Annotated in this window: 19 protein-coding genes; 7 read left to right on the top strand and 12 right to left on the bottom strand. The window is 73.5% G+C overall.

From position 1 onward, the window contains the following. Window positions 1-184 precede the first annotated feature (184 nt). Window positions 185-553, top strand: coding sequence for a DUF1844 domain-containing protein (locus ACIPPS_RS25620; RefSeq protein ID WP_401436348.1), 369 nt, complete (start codon window positions 185-187; stop codon window positions 551-553). 89 nt (window positions 554-642) lie between these two features. On the opposite strand, the gene ACIPPS_RS25615 is transcribed toward ACIPPS_RS25620, so the two are convergent. Genes ACIPPS_RS25615 through ACIPPS_RS25605 form a run of 3 tightly spaced genes read right to left on the bottom strand, consistent with a single transcriptional unit; the run spans window position 643 to window position 3,500 of the window. Next, entirely contained in the window at window positions 643-1,377 is a 735-nt protein-coding gene (locus tag ACIPPS_RS25615; RefSeq protein WP_401436345.1) for an SseB family protein, read from the bottom strand. Between the two features lie 30 nt (window positions 1,378-1,407). Next, the gene (mycP, locus tag ACIPPS_RS25610; protein ID WP_401436343.1) at window positions 1,408-2,595 is read right to left on the bottom strand and encodes a type VII secretion-associated serine protease mycosin; all 1,188 of its coding nucleotides are present in this window, start codon (window positions 2,593-2,595) and stop codon (window positions 1,408-1,410) included. Next, window positions 2,592-3,500 carry a hypothetical protein gene (locus ACIPPS_RS25605; RefSeq protein WP_401436340.1) on the bottom strand — a complete coding sequence of 303 codons (909 nt, stop codon included), beginning with the start codon at window positions 3,498-3,500 and terminating at the stop codon, window positions 2,592-2,594. The genes mycP and ACIPPS_RS25605 overlap by 4 nt, the downstream gene beginning before the upstream one ends. 838 nt (window positions 3,501-4,338) lie before the next feature. On the opposite strand from ACIPPS_RS25605, the gene ACIPPS_RS25600 reads away from it, so the two are divergent. Then, a complete protein-coding gene (locus tag ACIPPS_RS25600; protein WP_401436338.1) occupies window positions 4,339-5,541 on the top strand; it encodes an amino acid deaminase/aldolase in 1,203 nt (400 codons plus the stop codon). A gap of 70 nt (window positions 5,542-5,611) precedes the next feature. Here ACIPPS_RS25600 and ACIPPS_RS25595 read toward each other — a convergent pair whose 3' ends face one another. Genes ACIPPS_RS25595 through ACIPPS_RS25580 form a run of 4 tightly spaced genes read right to left on the bottom strand, consistent with a single transcriptional unit; the run spans window position 5,612 to window position 10,118 of the window. Next, window positions 5,612-6,553 carry a DUF2510 domain-containing protein gene (locus ACIPPS_RS25595; RefSeq protein ID WP_401436336.1) on the bottom strand — a complete coding sequence of 314 codons (942 nt, stop codon included), beginning with the start codon at window positions 6,551-6,553 and terminating at the stop codon, window positions 5,612-5,614. A gap of 30 nt (window positions 6,554-6,583) precedes the next feature. Next, window positions 6,584-7,375: a 3-oxoacyl-ACP reductase gene (locus tag ACIPPS_RS25590; RefSeq protein ID WP_401436333.1), complete on the bottom strand. Its 792-nt coding sequence runs from the start codon at window positions 7,373-7,375 to the stop codon at window positions 6,584-6,586. After that, window positions 7,372-8,745 (bottom strand): aldehyde dehydrogenase family protein, encoded by a 1,374-nt coding sequence (locus ACIPPS_RS25585; RefSeq protein WP_401436330.1) that lies wholly within the window; start codon window positions 8,743-8,745, stop codon window positions 7,372-7,374. The genes ACIPPS_RS25590 and ACIPPS_RS25585 overlap by 4 nt, the downstream gene beginning before the upstream one ends. 8 nt (window positions 8,746-8,753) lie before the next feature. Continuing rightward, on the bottom strand, window positions 8,754-10,118 hold the full coding sequence (locus ACIPPS_RS25580; RefSeq protein ID WP_401436327.1) for a glutamine synthetase family protein: 1,365 nt from the start codon (window positions 10,116-10,118) through the stop codon (window positions 8,754-8,756). Window positions 10,119-10,196: 78 nt separating this feature from the next. Between ACIPPS_RS25580 and ACIPPS_RS25575 the strand changes: the two genes are divergently transcribed. From ACIPPS_RS25575 to ACIPPS_RS25565, 3 genes are all read left to right on the top strand, one after another. Next, the gene (locus ACIPPS_RS25575; RefSeq protein WP_401436324.1) at window positions 10,197-10,925 is read left to right on the top strand and encodes a FadR/GntR family transcriptional regulator; all 729 of its coding nucleotides are present in this window, start codon (window positions 10,197-10,199) and stop codon (window positions 10,923-10,925) included. A gap of 122 nt (window positions 10,926-11,047) precedes the next feature. After that, window positions 11,048-12,511 carry an ethanolamine permease gene (eat, locus tag ACIPPS_RS25570; protein ID WP_401436321.1) on the top strand — a complete coding sequence of 488 codons (1,464 nt, stop codon included), beginning with the start codon at window positions 11,048-11,050 and terminating at the stop codon, window positions 12,509-12,511. 29 nt (window positions 12,512-12,540) lie between these two features. Then, on the top strand, window positions 12,541-13,218 hold the full coding sequence (locus ACIPPS_RS25565) for a gamma-glutamyl-gamma-aminobutyrate hydrolase family protein (protein WP_401436318.1): 678 nt from the start codon (window positions 12,541-12,543) through the stop codon (window positions 13,216-13,218). A gap of 285 nt (window positions 13,219-13,503) precedes the next feature. Here the strand turns inward: ACIPPS_RS25565 and ACIPPS_RS25560 are convergent, their stop codons facing one another. Then, a complete protein-coding gene (locus tag ACIPPS_RS25560; protein ID WP_401436316.1) occupies window positions 13,504-14,439 on the bottom strand; it encodes a LysR family transcriptional regulator in 936 nt (311 codons plus the stop codon). A gap of 70 nt (window positions 14,440-14,509) precedes the next feature. Between ACIPPS_RS25560 and ACIPPS_RS25555 the strand changes: the two genes are divergently transcribed. Further along, window positions 14,510-15,673 carry a TDT family transporter gene (locus ACIPPS_RS25555; RefSeq protein WP_401436313.1) on the top strand — a complete coding sequence of 388 codons (1,164 nt, stop codon included), beginning with the start codon at window positions 14,510-14,512 and terminating at the stop codon, window positions 15,671-15,673. On the opposite strand, the gene ACIPPS_RS25550 is transcribed toward ACIPPS_RS25555, so the two are convergent. The 4 genes from ACIPPS_RS25550 to ACIPPS_RS25535 form a co-directional block, all read right to left on the bottom strand. Continuing rightward, window positions 15,600-16,346: a helical backbone metal receptor gene (locus ACIPPS_RS25550; protein WP_401436311.1), complete on the bottom strand. Its 747-nt coding sequence runs from the start codon at window positions 16,344-16,346 to the stop codon at window positions 15,600-15,602. The two genes, ACIPPS_RS25555 and ACIPPS_RS25550, sit on opposite strands and share 74 nt — an antisense overlap. Then, the gene (locus tag ACIPPS_RS25545; protein WP_401436308.1) at window positions 16,343-16,894 is read right to left on the bottom strand and encodes a helix-turn-helix domain-containing protein; all 552 of its coding nucleotides are present in this window, start codon (window positions 16,892-16,894) and stop codon (window positions 16,343-16,345) included. The genes ACIPPS_RS25550 and ACIPPS_RS25545 overlap by 4 nt, the downstream gene beginning before the upstream one ends. Window positions 16,895-17,082: 188 nt before the next feature. Next, window positions 17,083-18,888 carry an ABC transporter permease/substrate binding protein gene (locus tag ACIPPS_RS25540; RefSeq protein WP_401436306.1) on the bottom strand — a complete coding sequence of 602 codons (1,806 nt, stop codon included), beginning with the start codon at window positions 18,886-18,888 and terminating at the stop codon, window positions 17,083-17,085. Then, window positions 18,881-19,966 (bottom strand): glycine betaine/L-proline ABC transporter ATP-binding protein, encoded by a 1,086-nt coding sequence (locus tag ACIPPS_RS25535; RefSeq protein WP_401436303.1) that lies wholly within the window; start codon window positions 19,964-19,966, stop codon window positions 18,881-18,883. The genes ACIPPS_RS25540 and ACIPPS_RS25535 overlap by 8 nt, the downstream gene beginning before the upstream one ends. Window positions 19,967-20,275: 309 nt before the next feature. Here ACIPPS_RS25535 and ACIPPS_RS25530 point away from each other — a divergent pair, with 309 nt between their 5' ends. Further along, window positions 20,276-21,181, top strand: coding sequence for a 5'-3' exonuclease H3TH domain-containing protein (locus ACIPPS_RS25530; protein ID WP_401436847.1), 906 nt, complete (start codon window positions 20,276-20,278; stop codon window positions 21,179-21,181). Window positions 21,182-21,249: the final 68 nt, after the last annotated feature.

Genomic DNA, 21,249 nt, shown 5'->3' with positions numbered 1-21,249 from the left:
GGGCGCCACCTGACCGGTGACCCGCCGCCCGCGAGGGCGGTCAGGTGGGAGATCGGAGCCTCCACTTGTGGGCCGGGCACATAGGTGTCCGGCCGGTCGTTACACAAGGTTAGCACCGTCCGGGTTGCTTGACCAACCGAGCCCGCGGGCAGGAGTGCGGGGCGTCCCGGCATATCGTGTGGGCATGAGCGAGACGCCCCACACCGAGTCCCCCGACTCCCCCGACTTCGACGACATGACCCGTGACATCGCGGAGGTCCCCGCGGTCGAGGTCATCGTGACCGTCGCGGTGAACCTGATGAGCGCCGCCGCGGTGAAGCTCGGTCTCACCGAGGACGGCGAGCAGCACAAGGACCTCGACGAGGCCCGCAAGCTGGTCCACGCCCTGGCCGGCCTCCTGGACGCCAGCACGACGGAGATCAGCTCCTTCCACGCGGCGCCGCTGCGGGACGGCCTGAAGTCCCTGCAGCTGGCCTTCCGCGAGGCCTCCCTCGTCCCGGACGAGCCGGGCCAGGGACCGGGCGAGAAGTACACGGGGCCGGTGTACGGGTAAGGGCCGGGCTTGAGCGGTCGCGCCATTGAGCGGACGAGCGGTCGAGCCGTTGAGCGGTTGAGAGGGGTACGGGGATCGTCCCGTACCCCTCAGTTCTTTACGTAGAGGGGCTCGCCCGGAGGCGTGGCCGAGGCCGGCAGGAGTGCCAGGTCGAGGCCGCGCACCAGGCGGGCCCGCAGTGTTTCGTCGGCCGCCAGGCCGCGGGCCACCCGCTGGGCCGCCTCCGCCGGGGCCGCGTCCTCGGCGAGGACCAGGGCGAGGGTGCCGTCGGCGTCGCCGGGGCCGAGGTGGGCCCGGAGGACCGCGGGCTCGGCGGCGACCGCGGTGCGTACCGCTTCCCGTACGGCCGGGTCGTCCAGCGGGTCCAGGCTGGTGCGGCCCTCGGCGAGGGCGAGCAGCGCGGGGCCGGTCAGCTGGTACGGGACGGGGCCCGCGAGGTCGAGGACGAGGGTGTCCGCCTTCTCGTGCGCGGCGGCCTGAAGGGCCTGGTGCAGGGGGACCGCGACCGGCCGGGCCTCGGGGTCCCAGAGCGCGAGCGAGGCGATCGAGGTGAAGGCGGGGAGCGCGCGCCGGTCGCCCGCGGTGAGCGTGGGCACGGCCATGTCGCTGGTCTTCTCCCGGCGCAGCCCCGTCTCCGGGTCCTCCTCGACCTCGCCGAGGACCGCGACGACGGGGACGAGCAGGCGCGCGTCCTTCAGCGCCGCGAGGACCGGGCCGTGTGCGGTTCTGTCCGCCGCCCAGGCCGCGAGGGCCTCGGTGAGTCGCGGGTCGGCGGTTCCGTCGTCGTCGGAGAAACCGGGGTCAGGGATGTTCTTGAGCGCCACGCACCGAGCCTAACCGCCGTCGCGGGGAGGTCAGCGCGGAGGGCGGGGCCCGGTGGTCCGGCTGCCGCGCCAGAGCAGGACGGCGGCGACGAGCAGGACCGCGCCGAGCCCGCCGGCGGCCGGGGCGAGCAGGCCGACCGGCTTGCCCTCGTCGTCGGCGGGGGGTTGCGGCCCCGGGCCGAAGAAGCGGCCCCCGTACCCGGCGGCGGCGTTCTTGGGGTCGGCGGCCTTGAGTCGGAGGCCGGCCTTGATGGCGGCGGCAGGGTCGACGGTGCCGTACCCCTTGTCGTCGCTGCGGCCGTTCTCGGGCCGGTCGCGGGCGGTGTCGACGAGGAGCTGCTTGACCTGGGCCGGGGTCAGGTCGGGGTGGGCGGAGCGGACGAGGGCGACGGCGCCGGAGACGAAGGCGGCGGCCGCGCTGGTGCCCCAGCCCGAGTAGTAGCGGCGGTCCGGGTCGGCGATGACGATGTCGATGCCGGGGGCGCTGACGGTGGCGTACCAGCGGCTGGTGGAGAAGGAGGCGTGGGTGCCCCACCGGTCGACGGCGGTCACGGCGACGACGCCGGGATAGGCGGCGGGGTAGGAGATGTGGTCGCCCTTCTCCCCGCCGTTGCCCGCCGAGGCCACGACGGAGACGCCCTTGGCGAGGGCGTACTGGACGGCGGCGTCCTCACCGGCGTCCGGGTGGGCGGACTTGGAGTCGTCGCCGAGGGAGAGGTTGATGACGTCGGCGCCGTGGTCGACGGCCCAGCGAATGCCTTCGGCGAGGGCGGTGCCGCGGGTCTTGCGGGCCTTGTCGCGGGCCTTGTCGGTGCCTTCGAGGATGACGCGGACGGGCAGGATCTCGGCCTTGGGCGCGATGCCGAGGACGCCGTCCTGGCGGCCGGGGCCGTGGCCGTGCCCGGCGATGATGCCGGCCATGGCGGTGCCGTGGCGGGCCCACGCGCGGTCGCCGCTCTCGGCGCCGAACCCGACGAGGTCCTTGCCGGGGAGGACGGAGCCGGCGAGGTCGGGGTGGTCGGCGTCGACACCGGTGTCGAGGACGGCGACGGTGATGTTCTCGCCCTTGGTGGTGCGCCAGGCCTCGGTCGTGTGCAGGGCTTCGAGGCCCCACTGACGGGCGCGGATGGTGTCGGCGTACGCGGGCGTGGTGGTGGCGGGGAGCACGGCGAAGGCGGCGGCGAGGAGGGCCGCGAGGGGGCGGGGGGTGCGGTTCACGTGTCGGCGTCCTTCGCTGCCGTGGCGACCGTGGCGCGCAGGGTGCGTTCGATCTGGTCGGCGAGGCCCTTGGCCTCGTGCCCGAGGCCGGACTGGGCGGCGGGGCTGGTCTGTCCGTCGGCCATGGCCCGCTCGGCGGGTTCGGGGGTGGCGACGGGGCGGCCGTCGGCGAAGCCGGAGACGGCGGTGACGAGGACCGGGAGGTCGACGAGGGCCCGGGTGGACCAGCTGGCGCGCTGCGCCGGGCCGAAGCGGGCGGCCACGGTGCCGGGGCCGGCGAGGGCCGGGGGCACGTCGGCGCCGAGGCGGGCGGCGGACCGGGTGACGAGGTCACGGGTGGCGGTGGGGTCGGCCTGGGTGAAGACGAGGCCGACGGTGATGACGCCGGAGGAGGTCGCGTCGGTGTACGTGGCGCGCAGGACGCGGTCGCAGCCGACCGGGCTGACGGCCGTGAGCAGGCTCTTGGGCAGGACGGCCGCCGTGCAGGGGGCGTCGGGGGCAACGACGATCCGCGTCCAGGAGCGGTCGGCGGCGCCGGGGCCCTTGCCGGGGCCGGCGAGGGTGCGCGGGAAGAGCGTGTCGACGGGGACGCTGTGCCAGAGGGTGCCGGCCTCGGTGTAGCCCACCGGCTCGGGGGGCGCGCCGGCGTCGGTGGCGGCGAGAACGGCCCCGGCGAGCGCGCCGCCGACGAGGCCGACACCGAGGACGAGGCAGACCCCGGCCGCGACGACCCGCCCGACACGGCGCCGGTCACGGACCGGCCGAAGACGGGTGGTGGTCTCGACGGCCGTCTCGGGCGGCGCGGTGAAGGCCCGGTAGGCGCCGTACGTCCCGTAGGTCTGGGGGCTCTGGGACGGGGTGCCGGCGGCGGGGGTGGCCGGGGCGGCGGGCGCGGCTTGGGGCACGGCTGCCCGGGGGGCGGGGGCGGTCTGGGGCGCGCGCCCCGGAGCAGGTGCGGCCGGAGGCGTCGCGCGGGTGTCGCGCGCGGCGTGGGGCGTGGCCCCGGTAGGGGTCGGGGCCTGGGGCACGGCTGCCCGGGGGGCGGGGGCGGTCTGGGGCGCGCGCCCCGGAGCAGCGACCCGCCCTGGAGCAGGTGCGGCCTCGCGGATCGGTCGCAGCCGCGCGGTCGTCTCTACGGCGGGAGCGGCGCCGCCGGGGGCGTCGGAGCGAGGCGTCGTGACGCCGCCGGACCCGGAACGCGGACCGGCGAACGGTCCGGCGAGCGGACCCCTGGCACCGCCGTCCGCCGAGCCGGCGACGCGCGGAGCGTTCGCCGGGCGGGGCGGTGTCGGGCGGGGGGCGCCGGTCTGAGCGGGGGCGCCGTCGCCGGGCCTCAGGAGCGAGCCCTTCGCCGGACGGGGGCCGCCGGGCCGGGCGGGGGCGCCATCGCCGGCGCCCGTGTGCGGGGCGGTCGACGGACGGGGGCCGCCGGTCTGAGGGGCCGCGCCGTCGACGGGGCCCGTGTGCGGGGCGGTCGACGGGCGGGGCGGGGCCGGGGGACGGGGCGGTTGGGTCGGTACCGAGGGGATGGAGCGACGGGGCGTGGTGTCCGCGCTCTCCTCGTGCGGCAGGGCGTCCGTGCCGGGTGCGCCGGGGCGGTGCGCGTCGGTGCTCATGCCCGGCCCCCCTGGTCGTTCCGTCGTCGTGCTTGCCCCAGCAATGCCCGCCACTCTACGGGCTGTTCCCCTCACCACGGGAACGCAGGGGCTACCCACCCGTAAACCCGTCTGGCAAGCTCGGCCCATGACTCCCCGCGCCGCCGACCGGGCCCGGTACGACCGGGCCACCGCCCATCTCGACGCGCCCGTCGCCCTCGTCGATCTGGAGGCCTTCGACGCCAACGCCGACGACCTCGTACGGCGGGCCGGGGGCAAGCCGATCCGGGTGGCGAGCAAGTCGGTGCGGTGCCGGGCGCTCCTGGAGCGGGTGCTGGCGCGCGAGGGGTTCGCGGGGGTCATGTCGTTCACGCTCGACGAGTCGCTGTGGCTGGCCCGGGCCGGGTTCGAGGACGTCCTGCTTGCCTATCCGTCGGCCGACCGCGCCGCGTTCGGCGAGCTCGCCGGCGACGCGAAGCTCGCCGCCGCCGTGACCGTGATGGTCGACGACCCGGCGCAGCTGGAGCTGATCGACGCGGCCCGCGCGGGCGGCGGCGAGGAGATCCGGATCTGCCTGGAGCTCGACACCTCCCTCCGGCTGCTCGGCGGCAGGGTGCGGGTCGGCGCGCTCCGCTCCCCGCTGCGCGAGCCCGCCCAGGTCGCGGAGCTGGCCCGCTCGATCGCCCGTCGCCCCGGATTCCGGCTGGTCGGGATCATGGCGTACGAGGGGCACGTCGCCGGGGTCGGCGACGCGGTGGCCGGGCGGCCGCTGCGGTCCCGGGCGATACGGCTGATGCAGTCGGCCGCCCGCCGCGAGCTGGCGGCCCGGCGCGCGGCCGTGGTCCGTGCCGTACGGGCGGTGGCGCCGGACCTGGAGTTCGTCAACGGTGGCGGTACGGGCAGTGTGCAGCACACGGCGGCCGAGGAGGCGGTGACCGAGATCGCCGCCGGTTCGGGGCTGTTCGTGCCGCGCCTCTTCGACAACTACACGTCCTTCACCGGCCGTCCGGCGGCCCTGTTCGCCCAGCCCGTCGTGCGCCGCCCCGGAGTCGGCGTGGTGACCGTGCTCGGTGGCGGCTACCCCGCGTCCGGTGCGGCGGGGCCGGACCGGCTGCCCGTCCCGTATCTGCCGGAGGGGCTGCGGTACGACCCGCAGGAGGGTCCTGGCGAGGTGCAGACCCCGCTGATCGGCTCGGCGGCCGACGATCTGCTCATCGGGGACAAGGTGTGGTTCCGGCACGCGAAGGCGGGGGAGCTGTGCGAGCGGTTCGACAGCCTTCAGCTGGTCGAGGGCGACCGGACCACGGCGACCGTCCCGACCTACCGGGGTGAGGGGCGCACGTTCCTCTAGCCACGTCCCTCCAGTCGGCTGCCCGACGCCCGCTCCCCGACGCCGACTCCCGACGCCCGCTCCTCGGCGGTCAGGTTCCCGGTGTGATCGAACTGCCCACTCCCCCGTTGGTGTCGCTGCCGATCGGGCGGATGCCGCGTGCGATCTCGTCCATCAGGGCGAGCGACGGCCCGTCCGGGCCCGCGTCGAAGACGAAGCGGACGACGACCGGGGACTCGCTGCCCGTCGGGGAGGGGAAGGCGAGGGACTGGACGTAGCCGCCGGGGCCCTTGTCGGTGGTGACCTGCCAGCGGACCAGGTAGCCCGTGCGGCCGGCGACGACGGCGGGGCGGGCGGCGACCACCTTGTGGGAGACCATCTGGCCGTAGGGGAGGCTGCCGAGGACGTCCTCCTCGTACGTCTCCTTGGCGGCCAGCGCGATGTCCCCCTTGGCGACCGCCTCCGGGGTCGTGGCGTCGGTGCCCGAGACGGCGTGGGAGGAGACCGTGCCGTGGCGGCACTCCTTGGAGGACGCGCCGTGGCACGGGTATGTGCCGACGGTCATGACCGTGGGCGCCGGGCCGGAGTGGTACTCCGGCTTCTCCCAGCCCTGGACGATGGGGAGGGTGATGCCGTTGAGCTGGTCGACGACCTGCGTGGGCTTCTCGTCCGTCTCCTCCGTCTCCTCCGTCTCGGAGGGCCCGTCGGTCGCGGGGGCGGCGGACGTCGTCGGGGTCCCGGTCGGACCCGCCGTGGGCGGGGTCTCCTCGTCGTCGCCGCCGAACACGAGCACGCCCGCGACGACCGCCGCGACCACGGCCACCGCGACGGCGCCGAACACGACGGCCCGGCTCCGCCCGTGGCGTACGGACGGAGCCGGTGCGACGACCGTGTGCGGCACGAGGGGCGACGCCGCCGTGGGGGCGGTCTGCGTCGGCCGGGTGTGCGCGGTCCAGTTCGCGCCGTCCCACCAGCGCTCGACGGTGGGTACGGCCGGGTCCGGGTACCAGCCCGGCGGGGTCGTCATGCTCATGCCGCAAGCGTAGGACCCCGGTGCCGGCCGCTACAGCGGGGTCACGTACGCGCCCGAAATGCCGCCGTCGACGAGGAAGTCGGTGGCGTTGACGAAGGAGGAGTCGTCGCTGGCCAGGAAGGCCACGGCGGCGGCGATCTCCTCGGCCTCGGCGAATCGGCCGACGGGGATGTGGACGAGCCGGCGGGCGGCCCGCTCCGGGTCCTTGGCGAACAGCTCCTGCAGGAGCGGGGTGTTGACCGGCCCGGGGCAGAGGGCGTTGACGCGGATGCCCTCGCGGGCGAACTGCACGCCCAGTTCGCGGGACATGGCGAGCACGCCGCCCTTGGAGGCGGTGTACGAGATCTGGCTGGTGGCCGCGCCCATGATCGCGACGAACGAGGCGGTGTTGATGATGGAGCCCCGGCCCTGCTGCCGCATGTAGGGCAGGGCGGCCTTGCAGCACAGGTAGACGGAGGTCAGGTTGACGTCCTGGACGCGCTTCCATGCCTCCAGGCCCGTGGTGAGGATCGAGTCGTCGTCGGGCGGCGAGATCCCCGCGTTGTTGAAGGCGATGTCGACGGAGCCGTAGGTGTCGAAGGCGGTCTTGAAGAGCGCCTCGACCTGCTCCGGGTCGGTGACGTCGACCTGTACGAAGGTCCCGCCGACCTCCTCGGCGGCGGCCTTGCCGGCGACCTCGTCGATGTCGCCGCAGACGACGTGGGCGCCCTCGGAGGCGAGGCGGCGGGCGGTGGCCAGGCCGATGCCGCTGCCGGCGCCGGTGATGACGGCGGTGCGGCCGACGAGGCGGCGGCAGACGGTCTCGTTGCTCTCGTTGCTCACAGTGCGGGGCCCTCCGTGCTGATGAAGACGTTCTTGGTTTCGGTGAAGGCGGTCAGTGCGTCGGGGCCGAGCTCCCGGCCGAGGCCGGACTGCCGGTAGCCGCCGAAGGGGGTCCAGTAGCGGACGCTGGAGTGGGAGTTGACGGAGAGGTTGCCGGCCTTGACGGCGCGCGAGACGCGCAGGGCGCGGCCGACGTCCCGGGTCCAGATGGAGCCGGAGAGGCCGTACTCGGTGGCGTTGGCGAGCCGTACGGCGTCCGCCTCGTCCTCGAAGGGCAGGACGACGGCGACCGGTCCGAAGACCTCCTCGACGGCGCAGGGAGCGTCCTCGGCGACGCCGGTGAGGACGGTCGGCGGGAACCAGAAGCCGGGGCCCTCGGGGGCCTTGCCGCGGATGCCGGGGAGGGTGTCGGGGACGTACGCCCGGACGCGGTCCAGCTGGGCCCGGGAGATCAGCGGGCCCATCTGGGTCCTCTCGTCGGCCGGGTCGCCGACGACGATCTCCTCGACGGCGGGGGCGAGGAGGTCCAGGAACCGGTCGTACACGGAGCGCTGGACCAGGACGCGGGTGCGGGCGCAGCAGTCCTGGCCGCTGTTGTCGAGGAAGGACATCGGCGCGGCCGCCGCCGCCGCCTCGATGTCGGCGTCGGCGAAGACGATGTTCGGGCTCTTGCCGCCGAGTTCGAGCGTCAGGCGCTTCACCTGGTCGGCGCACTTCGCCATGATGCTCTTGCCGACCCGCGTCGAGCCGGTGAAGACGATCTTGGCGATGCCGGGGTGGCTGACGAGCGCGTCGCCCGCGACGGCTCCCTCGCCCGGCAGGACCTGGAAGAGGCCCTCGGGGAGCCCCGCCTCCAGAGCCAGTTCGGCGAGTCGGAGCGCGGTGAGCGGGGTGGTCTCGGCGGGTTTGAGGATCACCGCGTTGCCGGCGGCGAGGGCGGGGGCGGTGGCCCAGGCGGCGATCGGCATGGGGAAGTTCCAGGGCGCGATCACGCCGACGACGCCGAGGGGTTCGAGGATCGTGATGTCGAGTCCGCCGGCGACGGGGATCTGGCGGCCGTTCAGCCGTTCCACTCCCCCGGCCGCGTAGTCGAGCAGGTCGCGGACGTTGCCCGCCTCCCAGCGGGCGTTGCCGAGGGTGTGACCGGCTTCGCGGACCTCGAGGAGGGCGAGCTCCTCGGTGTGGGCGTCGACGACGGCGGCGAAGCGGCGCAGCAGCCGGGCCCGGTCGGCGGGGGCGGCCTCGGCCCAGCCGCGCTGGGCTTCGGTGGCGCGTACGACGGCGGCGTCGACGTCCTCGGGGGTGGCGGCGGGGACGGTGGCGACGACCTCCTCGGTCGCCGGGTTCAGGACAAGAAGTTCGTGCGGCAACTCGTTCCTCACATGCGTTCGAAGGAGCGGCGCAGCTCCCAGTCGGTCACCGCGGCGTCGTACGCGTCCAGTTCGACGCGGGCCATGTTGCGGTAGTGCGCGACGACCTCCTCGCCGAAGGCTGCCTTGGCGATGGGGCTGGTCTCCCAGAGCTCGGCGGCCTCGCGCAGGGTGGTGGGGACGTGGGCGTAGTCGGCGGTGTAGGCGTTCCCGTCGCAGCCGGGCGGGAGTTCGAGGCGCTGCTCGATGCCGTGGAGGCCGGCGGCGATCAGGCCCGCCACGGCGAGGTGGGGGTTGACGTCTCCGCCGGGGAGCCGGTTCTCGAAGCGCGTGGAGCGGCCGTGGCCGACGACGCGCAGCGAACAGGTGCGGTTGTCGACGCCCCAGGCGACGGCCGTGGGGGCGAAGGAGCCGGGCTGGAAGCGCTTGTAGGAGTTGATGTTCGGGGCGTAGAGGAGGGAGAACTCGCGCAGGGCGGCGAGCTGCCCGGCCAGGAAGTGCCGCATGACCTCCGACATGCCGGCGGGGCCGTCGCCCGCCATCACGTTCGTGCCCGTCGCGTCCTGGAGGGAGAGGTGGATGTGGCAGGAGTTGCCCTCGCGCTCGTTGTACTTCGCCATGAAGGTGAGCGAGACGCCCTCCTGGGCGGCGATCTCCTTGGCGCCCGTCTTGTAGACGGCGTGCTGGTCGCAGGTGACCAGGGCCTCGTCGTACTTGAAGGCGATCTCGTGCTGGCCGGGGTTGCACTCGCCCTTGGCGGACTCGACGGTCAGGCCGGCGCCGGCCATCTCGTTGCGGATCCGGCGCAGCAGGGGCTCGACGCGGCCGGTGCCGAGGACTGAGTAGTCGACGTTGTACTGGTTGACCGGCGTCAGACCCCGGTAGTTCGCGTCCCAGGCCTGCTCGTAGGTGTCCTTGAAGACGATGAACTCGAGCTCCGTGCCGACGTGCGCGGTGTAGCCGTGTTCGGCGAGCCGTTCCAGCTGGCGGCGGAGGATCTGGCGGGGTGCGGCGACGACGGGCGAGCCGTCGCTCCAGGCGAGGTCGGCGACGAGCATCGCCGTACCCTCGTTCCAGGGCACGCGGCGCAGGGTGGCGAGGTCGGGGCGCATGGCGAAGTCGCCGTAGCCGCGGTCCCAGGAGGACATCGCGTAACCGTCGACCGTGTTCATCTCGGCGTCGACGGCGAGGAGATAGTTGCAGCCCTCGGTGCCGTGGTCGAGGACCTCGTCGAGGAAGAACGGAGCGGCGAACCGCTTGCCCTGGAGCCGTCCCTGCATGTCGGGGAAGGCCAGGACGACCGTGTCGATCTCACCGCTCGCGACGAGGGCGCGGAGCTCCTCGACGGAGAGCGGGGCTTTGCGGTCTGCCACGGGATTGTTCCTCCTTGGGTCAGCCGGAAGCCATAAGGTATTGCCGAAGACCATTGCTTGGGAAGGGGAAACGGGAACGTGTCCAGTACGAGTGAATCGGCGGACCGGTTGACGCCCGTGCTGCGGCCGGTCCGGGCGGGCAACGGTTTCGAGGAGGCCCTGGAGCAGATCCTCCAGGTGGTACGGCTCGGACTCGTGCCCGGCGGCGAACGGCTGCCCGCCGAACGGGAGCTGGCCGACCGGATGGGGATCAGCCGGGTCACGCTGCGCGAGGTCCTGAAGGTCCTCCAGGAGCAGGGCCTGGTGGAGAGCCGGCGCGGGCGGTACGGCGGAACGTTCGTGCTGCCGCGTCCGCAGACGGCCGACGAGGGCGAGCTGCGGCGCCGGATCGCCTCCGTCGACATGGAGGACACGTTGCGGTTCCGCGAGGTCCTGGAGGTCGGCGCGGCGGGGCTGTGCGCGGCGCACGGGCTTGACGACGAGGGCGTCGAGCGGCTCCGTACGGCCCTCGCCGCCACGCACGACGCGCCGCTGGACGACTACCGGCGGCAGGACACCCTGCTCCACCTGACGCTGGCCGAGCTCTCCGGCTCCCCCACGCTCACCGCGCAGTACGCCGCGGTGCGGGCGACGGTGAACGACCTCCTGGACTGCATCCCGCTGCTCGTACGGAACCTGGAGCACTCCCAGCATCAGCACACGGCCCTGGTGGAGGCCGTCCTCGACGGCGACCCGGACGCCGCCCGCGAGGTGATGCGCGAGCACTGCGGGGGCACGGCGGCGCTGCTGCGGGGGTTCCTGACGTGAGGGGTTCGTGGAGGGCGCCCGGCGCGTAACCCGAAAGTAACGCACGGGGGTTGCATTCCCGCAGAGCCGACGCAAAGGTATGGCACCAATCCATTGGGCCCGACGCGGGAGCTGACGCTGCCATGACGCTCGAAGACACCACCGGGGACAAGCAGGCACCACCAGGGGGCAGGACGGCGCCGGACGACTACCTCGAACGCCGGGCCCTGCGCCGGGGCAGCGCCGGCTGGCTGCTGCTCACCGGACTGGGCGTGGCCTACGTCGTCTCCGGCGACTTCTCGGGCTGGAACATCGGCCTGTCCAAGGGCGGCTTCGGCGGCCTCGCCATCGCGACCGTCCTGATGGGCGCGATGTACGCCTGTCTCGTCTTCGCGCTCGCCGAGCTGTCGGCCATCCTGCCGACGGCGGGCGGCGGCTACGGCTTCGCGCGCCGGGCGCTCGGCACCTGGGGCGGCTTCCTCACCGGCACCGCGATCCTCATCGAGTACATCCTCGCCCCCGCCGCGATCTCCATCTTCATCGGCGACTACGTGGAGTCGCTCGGCCTGTTCGGCCTGGAGTCGGGCTGGCCGGTCTATCTCGCCTGCTTCGCCGTCTTCATCGGCATCCACCTCTGGGGCGTGGGCGAGGCGCTCCGTTTCAGCCTGATCGTCACGGCCGTCGCGGTCGCCGCGCTCGTCATCTTCGCGCTCGGCGCGCTCAGCGACTTCCACGTCGACGGGCTGAACGACATCCCGGTCGACGGCGAGGCGCTGGGCGCCAACTCCTGGCTGCCGTACGGTCTGCTGGGCATCTGGGCGGCGTTCCCCTTCGGCATGTGGTTCTTCCTCGGCGTCGAGGGCGTGCCGCTGGCGGCGGAGGAGGCCAAGGACCCGGTCCGCTCGATGCCGAGGGCGCTCGCCCTGTCGATGGGCATCCTGGTGCTGCTGGCCGTGGTGACCTTCTTCGCCGCGACCGGGGCGCGCGGCTCGGCCGCGATCCAGGAGGCGGGCAACCCGCTGGTGGTGGCGCTCCAGGGCGACGGGGACCCGACGACGCTCAGCCGCTTCGTCAACTACGCGGGGCTCGCCGGGCTGGTGGCCTCGTTCTTCTCACTGATCTACGCCGGGTCGCGCCAGCTCTTCGCGCTCTCCCGGGCCGGCTACCTGCCGCGCTTCCTCTCGCTCACGAGCCGCCGCAAGTCCCCGTACCTGGGACTGCTGATCCCCGGCGGGATCGGTTTCGCGCTGGCGGCGGGGACCGGGGACGGGGCGCGGATGCTGAACATCGCGGTGTTCGGCGCCACCATCTCGTACGCACTGATGGCGCTCTCGCACATCGTGCTGCGGCGCCGCGAGCCGGAGCTGCCGAGGCCGTACCGGACGCCCGGCGGCGTGGTGACCTCGTCGGTGGCGTTCGTGCTCGCCCTCTCCGCGCTGGTGGCGACGTTCCTGGTCGACAAGGACGCGGCGTTCATCGCGCTGGGGGTCTATGTGATCGCCCTCGCCTACTTCGCGTTCTACAGTCGGAAGCACCTGGTCGCCAAGGCGCCGGAGGAGGAGTTCGCGGCGCTGGCGGCGGCCGAGGCGGAACTCGCACGCGACTGACCACGACGCCCTTCCTGAAGGAGTCTCCCTTGTCCAAGCCGCTCATCGGCGTGACGACCTACCTCGACCAGGCCCGCTGGGGCGTGTGGGACATGCCGGCGGCGCTGCTGCCCGCGCGGTACCCACGCCTGGTCCAGGCGAGCGGCGGCCTCGCGACGATGCTCCCGCCGGACGAGCCGTCCGCCGCCGCCTCGGTGGTGGCGCGGCTCGACGGGCTGGTGATCGCGGGCGGCGCGGATGTCGAGCCGGTACGGTACGGGGCCGAGCGCGACCCCCGTACCGGCCCGCCGGCCCGGGCCAGGGACACCTGGGAGCTGGCCCTGATCGAGGCGGCGCTGGCCTCGGGCACCCCGTTGCTGGGCATCTGCCGGGGGATGCAGCTCCTGAACGTGGCGCTCGGCGGCACGCTCGTCCAGCATCTGGACGGCCATGTCGAGTCGGTCGGCGTGATCGGCCGCCACGCGGTGAAGCCGGTCCCCGGCACGCGGTACGCGTCCCTGGTGCCGGAGCTCACCTCGGTGCCGACCTACCACCACCAGGCGGTGGACCGCCTGGGCGCGGACCTGTCCCCGTCGGCGTACGCGGAGGACGGCACCGTCGAGGCGATCGAACTCCCGGACCCGACCTGGGCCCTGGGCGTCCAGTGGCACCCGGAGATGGGCGACGACCTCCGGCTGATGCGGGCGCTGGTGACGGCGTCGGGCTGATCACCCCGCGGAGGGGAGGGGGGCGGGGAGCTGCGCGCTCGGCGGGCGAGCGTGAGGGGCGCGGGGCCTACCCGCCTGAGGGGCGCGGGGCCTCGCGCTCAGGGGCGCGGGGAACTGCGCGCTCAGGGGCGCGGGGAACCGCGCGAACGATCACGGCGTGCGCCCGGAACTCCCCACGAGCCTCCGTCCCGGGGAACCTCAGGGGCGCGGGGAACTGCGCGAACAACCACCCCGCGTCCGCAGCCCAGCACGCACCGGCACCGCTCCCTCGCCGGCACCGCCCCCTCACCCCGCAGGCGTCGCCCTCGTGAGCGAGAGCAGGTCCCGCGCCGGACCCGTGGGGCGGTGGCCGGTGGGCCAGACCGCGCGGAGGTCGCGGCGCAGGAGGACCCCGTCGACCGGGATCTCGACCAGGCGGCGGGAGGCCAGTTCCTCGGTGATCGCGAGCTCGCTCAGGACCGCCGGGCCCGCGCCGCTGACCGCCGCCGCCTTCACGGCCGTGGTGGAGGCGAGTTCCAGGAGCGGCTGCGCGAGGCCGCCGTGCGCGGAGAGCGCGGAGTCCAGGACCTGGCGGGTGCCGGAACCCCGCTCGCGCAGGATCAGCGGGGTCGCCGCCAGCTCGCCCGGGTCCAGCGGCCTGCGCCGGCGGGCCCAGGCGTGCGACGGCGCGGCGACCACGACGAGCCGGTCGCGGGCGACGACCGCCCCCTCCAGGCCGTCCGGGACGGCGAGCCCCTCCACGAAGCCCAGGTCCGCCTCGTCGCCCAGGAGCCGTTCCGCGACCGCCGACGAGTTCCCCGCAAGCAGCGACACCGCCGTGTCCTGCCGCTGGGCACGCAGCGCGATCAGCCACCCGGGCAGCAGGTACTCGGCGATCGTCATCGACGCGGCCACCCGCAGCCGCGAGTCCCGCCGTCCCCGCAGCGCCTGCGCACCCGCGTCGAAGGCCTCCGCCGCCTCGACGATCCGCCGCGCCCAGTCGGTCACGAGCGCCCCCGCGTCCGTGAGCCGCGAGCCGCGTGGCGAGCGGTCCACCAGGGCGACCCCGAGCTGCCGCTCCATCGACCGGATCCGGCTGCTCGCGGCGGGCTGGGTGATGCCCACTTCACGGGCGGCCCGCCCCAGGCTCCCGTGGCGGGCGACGGCCAGCAGCAGTTCGAGCGCGCCGAGGTCGGGGACGCGGTGGGACAGGGGTGAGGTCTCGGCGGGCTCGTTGCTCATAAAGTCAGCTTATGACGTCATAGCGCGATGATCCCTGGTCGGTCCCGCGCGACCGCGCGAGGGTGAGGTCATGGCAACACTCGCACCTTCCCGCCCGGCCCCCCTCGCCACCACCCCCGGCGAGCGGGCGACCGCGGTCCGTCACCTCGGCCCCAACTGGTACGCCTCGGTGATGGGCACCGCCATCGTCGCCAACGCGGGAGCCACCCTCCCCGGCGCCGTCGGTGTCCCCGGTCTCCGTACCGCCTGCACCGCCGTCTGGGCGCTCTCCCTCGTGATGCTGTTGGCTCTGCTCACGGCCCGCGCCCTGCACTGGGTCCACCACCGCGACCGGGCCCGCGAGCACCTCCTCGACCCGGCCGTGGCCCCGTTCTACGGCTGTCTGTCGATGGCCCTGCTCGCCGTCGGCGCCGGCACGCTGATCGTCGGCCGGGACTGGATCGGCCCGACCGCGGCCGTCGCCCTCGACACGGTCCTGTTCACCGCCGGTACGGTGATCGGCCTGGCCGCCGCCGTGGCCGTCCCGTACCTGATGGTCGTGCACCACCGGATCGAGAGCGCCTCCCCCGTGTGGCTGCTGCCCGTCGTCGCGCCGATGGTCTCCGCCGCCGTCGGCCCGCTGCTGCTGCCCCACCTGCCGGCCGGACAGCCCCAGCAGACCCTGCTGATCGCCTGCTACGCCATGTTCGGCATCAGCCTGCTCGCCACCCTCGTCATGCTGCCCCTGGTCTTCGGGCGGCTGGTCACCGGCGGGCCGCTGCCGCTCGCGCTCACCCCGACGCTCTTCCTGGTCCTCGGCCCGCTGGGCCAGTCGACGACCGCCGCGAACAAGTTCGCCGACGCCGCACCTGGCGTGCTGCCGACCCCGTACGCCCACGGCTTCGCGGCCTTCGCCGTCCTCTACGGAGTGCCCGTCATGGGCTTCGCCCTGCTGTGGCTCGCGCTCGCCGGGGCGCTGGTGCTGCGGGCCCGGCGCAGCGGCATGGGCTTCGCGATGACCTTCTGGGCCTTCACCTTCCCCGTCGGCACCTGTGTGACGGGCGCGGAGGGGCTCGCCCGGCACACCGGTCTCGCCGCCTTCCGCTGGCTCGCGACCGCGCTGTACGTGTTCCTCGTCGCGGCCTGGCTGGTGGCCGCACTCCACACCTTGCGGGGCCTGTTCAGCGGTGCGCTGCTCGCAGGGCCCGGGCGAGCACCCCTGGCGCCTCGGCCAGTGAGGGCCCGTACCACGTGAGGTGACGGCCGCTGAGGAGGGCGGCGGCCGTCCCGGGGAACGCCTCGGGGCCGTCGTCGCGCGTGAAGCGGTACGGCTCGTCCGGCAGGACCACCAGGTCGGCGCCGGACGCCCGCAGGTCGTCGAGCGGGACGCGCGGGTAGCGTTCGGCATGGTCGGCGTAGAGGTGCCGGACACCGAGGCGGGCCAGCAGGTCGCCCGCGAAGGTGTCCCGGCCGAGGACCATCCAGGGGCGGCGCCAGATCGGCACGACGGCGGTGAGCGGCGGATCGGGTGTCTCGACGGCCGCCCAGGCCGCCTCCGCCTCGTCCAGCCAGCGCGGCCGGTGCCGTACGCCACAGGCCCGCAGCACCCGCTCCAGCTCCCGGAACGCCTGGTCGAGCGTGCGCACCTCGGTGACCAGGACCTCGACCCCGGCGGCGCGCAGGGCGGCCAGGTCGGGGGCGCGGTTCTCCTCCTCGTTGGCGATCACGAGGTCGGGACGGAGTTCGGTGACCGCGGTGACGTCGGGGTTCTTGGTGCCCCCGACGCGTACGACGTCGAGGTCCGCCGGGTGCTCGCACCAGTCGGTGGCGCCGACCAGCAGACCGGGCGCGGTGACGGCGACCGCCTCGGTGAGCGAGGGCACGAGGGAGACGACGCGGGCCCGGGACTCCTTGCCCCCGGGCCTCATGTCTCGTCGGCCTCGATGTGCTCGGCGACGGCCACGACCAGGAGACGGGTGCCGGGTTCGGTGGCGCGCCACCGGTGCCGTACGCCGCCGGAGAGGTAGAGCGTGTCGCCGCGTTCGAGCCGGTAGGCCCGGCCCTCGGCCTCGACCTCGGCCGCGCCGTCGGCGACGAACAGCAACTCGTCGTTGCGGTGCTGGAATTCGCGCCCCGCGTCCCGCTCGCCGGTGAACTCCAGGGCGTGCAGCTGATGACGGCCGCGAACCAGGGACCGCACGCCCTCGGGCATCGCGTGCGGATGCTCCTCCGCGCGTACGACATCGACGGTGCGGGCGGCCTCGGCGGCGGCGAGCAGCTCGGCGGCCGAGGTCTCCAGGGCGCCGGCGACGAGCTCCAGGGAGCGCTTGCTGGGGCGGGCCCGCTCGTTCTCGACCTGGCTGAGGAAGGGTACGGACAGGCCGCTGCGCGAGGCCACGACAGCCAGGGTGAGCTTGAGGGCCCTGCGGCGCTTCTTGACGGCCGCGCCCACCCGTAGGGATTCCTTGTCGTCCATGTCGGCTCCCTCCCTCCTCGTGCCTCGGTGCTCGCGTACTGGTCGGTTACCTGAACCTTACGCAGCTTTGGCGCGCGGTTTCGCGTCGTGGCGAAAAGGGGTGGTCGCCGAACACGCTCGGCGACCACCCCTTTTCGGACAGGAGTCGACATTCCCTCTTCCGCGCCTGTCGGCGTCTGCCGTCGGCGCTACTGCGGAGCGAGCTTCTCGGCGAGGCCGGGGTTCTTGTCCAGCCAGCCGCGGACGGCCTCCTGCTCCTTGCCCTTGCCGGTCGCCTGGATGGCGGCTTCAAGATCCGTGAGCTGCTTCTCGGTCAGCTTGAAGTTCTTCAGCCAGGCGCCGATCTCGGGGTTCTCCTCGGTGAAGCCCTTACGGGCGAGCGTGTGGACGCCGTCACCGGTGCCCCAGCTGCCCTTGGGGTCCTTGAGCTTCTTCAGGTCGTACGTGGAGTAGGCCCAGTGCGGCGACCAGAGCGTGACGACGACCGGTTCCTTCTTGTCGTACGCGCGCTTCAGCTCGGCGAGCATGCCGGGCGTGGAGCCGTCGACGACCTTGTACTCGCCGTCCAGGCCGTACTCCTTGAGGACCTTGTCCTTGAGGATGCCCATCATTCCGGCGCTGGGCTCGATGCCGATGATCCGGCCCTTGAACTGGCCGCTCTTGCCCTTGAGGTCGTCGAGCGAGTCGACGCCCTTCATGTACGACGGCACGGACAGCTCCAGCGATGTGGGGCCGAACCAGGAGCCGAGGTCCTCCAGCTTGTTCTGGTACTTCTCCCAGTACTGGGCGTGCGTGACCGGGAGCCAGGAGTCGGTCTGGAAGTCGAGCTGACCGCCCGCGAGCCCGGTGTAGAGCGCGCCGGCCTCCAGCTGCTGGGCCTTGACCTCGTAACCGCGCCGCTCCAGCAGTTCCTTCCAGAGGAAGGTGGAGGCGATGCCCTCGTCCCAGGGGATGTAGCCGAGGTTGATCTCCTTGCCGTGGCCGATGTCCTTACCGCCGGCGGTCGTCGAGGCCGCACCGCCGCCGAGGAAGCCCATGCCGCCCGCGACGAGGGCGAGGACGACCACGCCGACGAGGGCGGTGACGGGCTGGGGGCGGTGGTTCCAGAGCTTCGCTCCGGCGCGCGCGGCGCTCGCGGCCCGCGCCTTGGCGAGCGCCCGGCGGCCGAGCGGCGAGACCTGGCGGCCCAGCGCGCCGGTCATCCGGTCCAGGTACATGGCGAGGATGACGATGGAGATGCCGGCCTCGAAGCCGAGCCCGATGTCGACGTTGCCGATGGCGCGGTAGACCGCGCCGCCGAGCCCGCCGCCGCCGACCATACCGGCGATGACGACCATGGAGAGGCCCAGCATGATGACCTGGTTGATGCCGGCCATGATCGTCGGCAGGGCGAGCGGCAGTTGCACGCGCAGCAGGGTGGCGCGCGGGCTGGTGCCGAACGCCTCGGCCGCCTCGACGAGTTCGCCGTCGACCTGGCGGATGCCGAGCTCGGTCATCCGGACGCCGGGCGGCAGGGCGAAGACGATGGTGGCGATGATGCCGGGGACCACGCCGACGCCGAAGAAGATGATGCCGGGGATCAGGTAGACCATGGCCGGCATGGTCTGCATGAAGTCCAGGACCGGGCGCAGCACGGCGCTGACGGTCGTGGAACGGGCCGCCCAGATACCGAGCGGGACCGCGATCACCAGGGTCACGAGGGTGGCGACGAGCACCAGCGACAGGGTCGCCATCGCGTCGTCCCACAGCTCGATGGAGTCGACGAGCGCGAAGCCCACGAAGGCGAGGGCTCCGGCGGTCAGGCCGCGCAGCCACCAGGCGACGACGGCGAGGATGCCGGCGAAGAGCAGCGGCTCGGGCGCCGAGAGGACGGCGTCGATCCCGTCGTAGAGACCGGTGACGACGGTGGTGATGGCGTCGAAGAGCCAGGAGAGCTGGGCCTGGAGCCAGTCGACGGAGCTGTCGACCCACTGGCCGAGGGGGAGCCTAGGCATGCGCGGCCACCTCCTTCGTACCGGTGCTGCCGGGTATGCAGGCGACGGGCGGGCGCTGCTCGTCGCCGATGAAGCCGATCAGCCGGGACTGCGGTACGACGCCGAGGACGGTGCCGTCGGTGTCCTTGACGGCCACCGCGTGCGGGACGCGGGCGCTGACCGCGCACACGTCGGCGACGAGGGTGTCGGGGCCGACGGTCTCGCAGCCGCAGGCGTCCGCGTCGTCGAGGCGCTCGGCGTCCGTCATGACGGCGGAGGCCGTGAGGACGCGGGAGCGGTCGACGTCCTGGATGAAGGAGGCCACGTAGTCGTTGGCGGGGCGGATCAGGATGTCCTCGGCGCTGCCGAGCTGGACGATCCGGCCGTCGCGCATGACCGCGATGCGGTCGCCGAGGCGCATGGCCTCGTTGAGGTCGTGGGTGATGAAGACGATGGTCTTCTTCAGCCGCTTCTGCAGTTCGAGGAGCTGGTCCTGCATGTCGCGGCGGATCAGCGGGTCGAGGGCGCTGAAGGACTCGTCCATGAGGAGCAGGTCGGCGTCGGTGGCGAGCGCGCGGGCCAGGCCCACGCGCTGCTGCATGCCGCCGGAGAGCTCGTCGGGCCAGGACTTCTCCCAGCCGGCCAGGCCGCACAGCTCCAGGGCCTCGGCGGCCCGGGTCTCGCGCTCGGCGCGCGGGACGCCCTGGACCTCCAGGCCGTAGCCGGCGTTCTCGAGGACGCTGCGGTGCGGGAAGAGGGCGAAGTGCTGGAAGACCATGCTGATCTTCGTGGACCGCACGGTGCGCAGGTCGCGGGGGCTCAGCGCGGTGAGGTCCTTGCCGTCGAACAGCACGCGGCCCGCGGTGGGCTCCAGCAGGCCGTTGAGCATGCGCAGGAGGGTGGACTTGCCGGATCCGGACAGACCCATCACGACGAAGATCTGGCCGGGCTCGACGGTGAAGGACGCGTCGATCACGGCTGCCGTCGTACCGTCGGCACGGAGTTCGTCACGGTCCGCACCGTGGGCGAGTTTCTTGACGGCTTCGTCGGGTCGTCTGCCGAACACCTTGAACAGGTGATCGGCCTGGAGCCTGGACACATATACCTCACGCGTTGAAACGAGAACGGCCCTCCCCCCACCCCGCAGCCGGGCCGTGGAGCGGGGCGGTTTCGGCCCGCGACTCCCGTGACGTGCGGCGATTCGTTGCCGAACGCCGCACCGGGTCCGCTCCGGGCCCCCGCCTGCCCGGGGGGCCCGGGCGCAAACGCAATGGTGACGGGGGTCACTTGAGGTGACCTTCATGGCCACTGCGGCTGCTACGGCCACTACAGGCCAGGGGGCGAGGCGGCGTCGGCCGGGGCGGGTGTCGGAGGGGTGGGGCATGATCGGGGTGTGACGCGACGCCTGATGCTCCTCGACACCGCCTCCCTCTACTTCCGCGCGTACTTCGGCGTGCCGGACTCGGTCCGGGCGCCGGACGGCACGCCCGTCAACGCCGTGCGCGGTCTGCTGGACTTCATCACCCGGCTCGTCCAGGACCACCACCCGGACGACCTGGTGGCCTGCATGGACGCCGACTGGCGCCCGCAGTGGCGGGTGGACCTGATCCCGTCGTACAAGGCGCACCGGGTCGCCGAGGAGACGCCGGCGGGCCCGGATGTGGAGGAGATCCCGGACACGCTCTCCCCGCAGGTGCCGGTCATCGAGGACGTCCTGGACGCGTTCGGCATCGCCCGGGTCGGGGTCGCGGGCTACGAGGCGGACGACGTGATCGGGACGCTGGCGGGGCAGGCGAAGGGGCCGGTGGACATCGTCACGGGCGACCGGGACCTCTTCCAGCTGGTGGACGACGAGCGCGCGGTGCGCGTGCTGTATCCCCGCAAGGGCGTCGGCGACTGCGACCTGGTGGACGACGAACTGATCCGTACGAAGTACGGGGTGCGGCCGGACCAGTACGCCGATTTCGCGGCGCTGCGCGGCGACGCCAGTGACGGGCTGCCCGGGGTGAAGGGCATCGGCGAGAAGACGGCCGCGCAGCTGATCACGGAGTACGGCGATCTGGCGGGGGTCCGGACGGCCGCCCTGGACCGCACGTCGAAGCTGACCCCGGCCAAGCGGCGCGGGATCGTGGAGGCGGCGGAGTACCTGGACGTGGCGCCCACGGTCGTCCGGGTCGCGGGGGACGTACCCCTGCCGGTGTTCGACCCGGCGCTGCCTCGCGCGCCGAAGGATCCGGAGGCGCTGGCCGGGCTTGTGGCGCGCTGGGGGCTCGGCGGGGCGGTGGGCAGGCTGCTGCCCGTCCTGGAACGCTGAGGCGCTCTGGGCCGCCGACCGCCGGGGGTGTTAGCTTAGGTAAACCTAAGTTCGTAGAGTCAGGGGAG

The sequence above is a fragment of the Streptomyces sp. NPDC090127 genome, from assembly GCF_044746945.1.
In the GTDB taxonomy this organism is placed as follows: Bacteria; Actinomycetota; Actinomycetes; order Streptomycetales; family Streptomycetaceae; genus Streptomyces.
Note: the sequence above shows the minus strand (reverse complement) of the source record. Positions and strands in the feature narration are given on the sequence as shown.

What these genes read in the sequence shown, in the direction of transcription:
- ACIPPS_RS25620 (WP_401436348.1), top strand. Translation starts at nt 185, where the DNA reads ATGAGCGAGACGCCCCACACCGAGTCCCCCGACTCCCCCGACTTCGAC.
- ACIPPS_RS25600 (WP_401436338.1), top strand. Translation starts at nt 4,339, where the DNA reads ATGACTCCCCGCGCCGCCGACCGGGCCCGGTACGACCGGGCCACCGCC.
- ACIPPS_RS25595 (WP_401436336.1), bottom strand. Translation starts at nt 6,553, where the DNA reads ATGAGCATGACGACCCCGCCGGGCTGGTACCCGGACCCGGCCGTACCC.
- eat (WP_401436321.1), top strand. Translation starts at nt 11,048, where the DNA reads ATGACGCTCGAAGACACCACCGGGGACAAGCAGGCACCACCAGGGGGC.
- ACIPPS_RS25560 (WP_401436316.1), bottom strand. Translation starts at nt 14,439, where the DNA reads ATGAGCAACGAGCCCGCCGAGACCTCACCCCTGTCCCACCGCGTCCCC.
- ACIPPS_RS25555 (WP_401436313.1), top strand. Translation starts at nt 14,510, where the DNA reads ATGGCAACACTCGCACCTTCCCGCCCGGCCCCCCTCGCCACCACCCCC.
- ACIPPS_RS25550 (WP_401436311.1), bottom strand. Translation starts at nt 16,346, where the DNA reads ATGAGGCCCGGGGGCAAGGAGTCCCGGGCCCGCGTCGTCTCCCTCGTG.
- ACIPPS_RS25545 (WP_401436308.1), bottom strand. Translation starts at nt 16,894, where the DNA reads ATGGACGACAAGGAATCCCTACGGGTGGGCGCGGCCGTCAAGAAGCGC.
- ACIPPS_RS25540 (WP_401436306.1), bottom strand. Translation starts at nt 18,888, where the DNA reads ATGCCTAGGCTCCCCCTCGGCCAGTGGGTCGACAGCTCCGTCGACTGG.
- ACIPPS_RS25530 (WP_401436847.1), top strand. Translation starts at nt 20,276, where the DNA reads ATGCTCCTCGACACCGCCTCCCTCTACTTCCGCGCGTACTTCGGCGTG.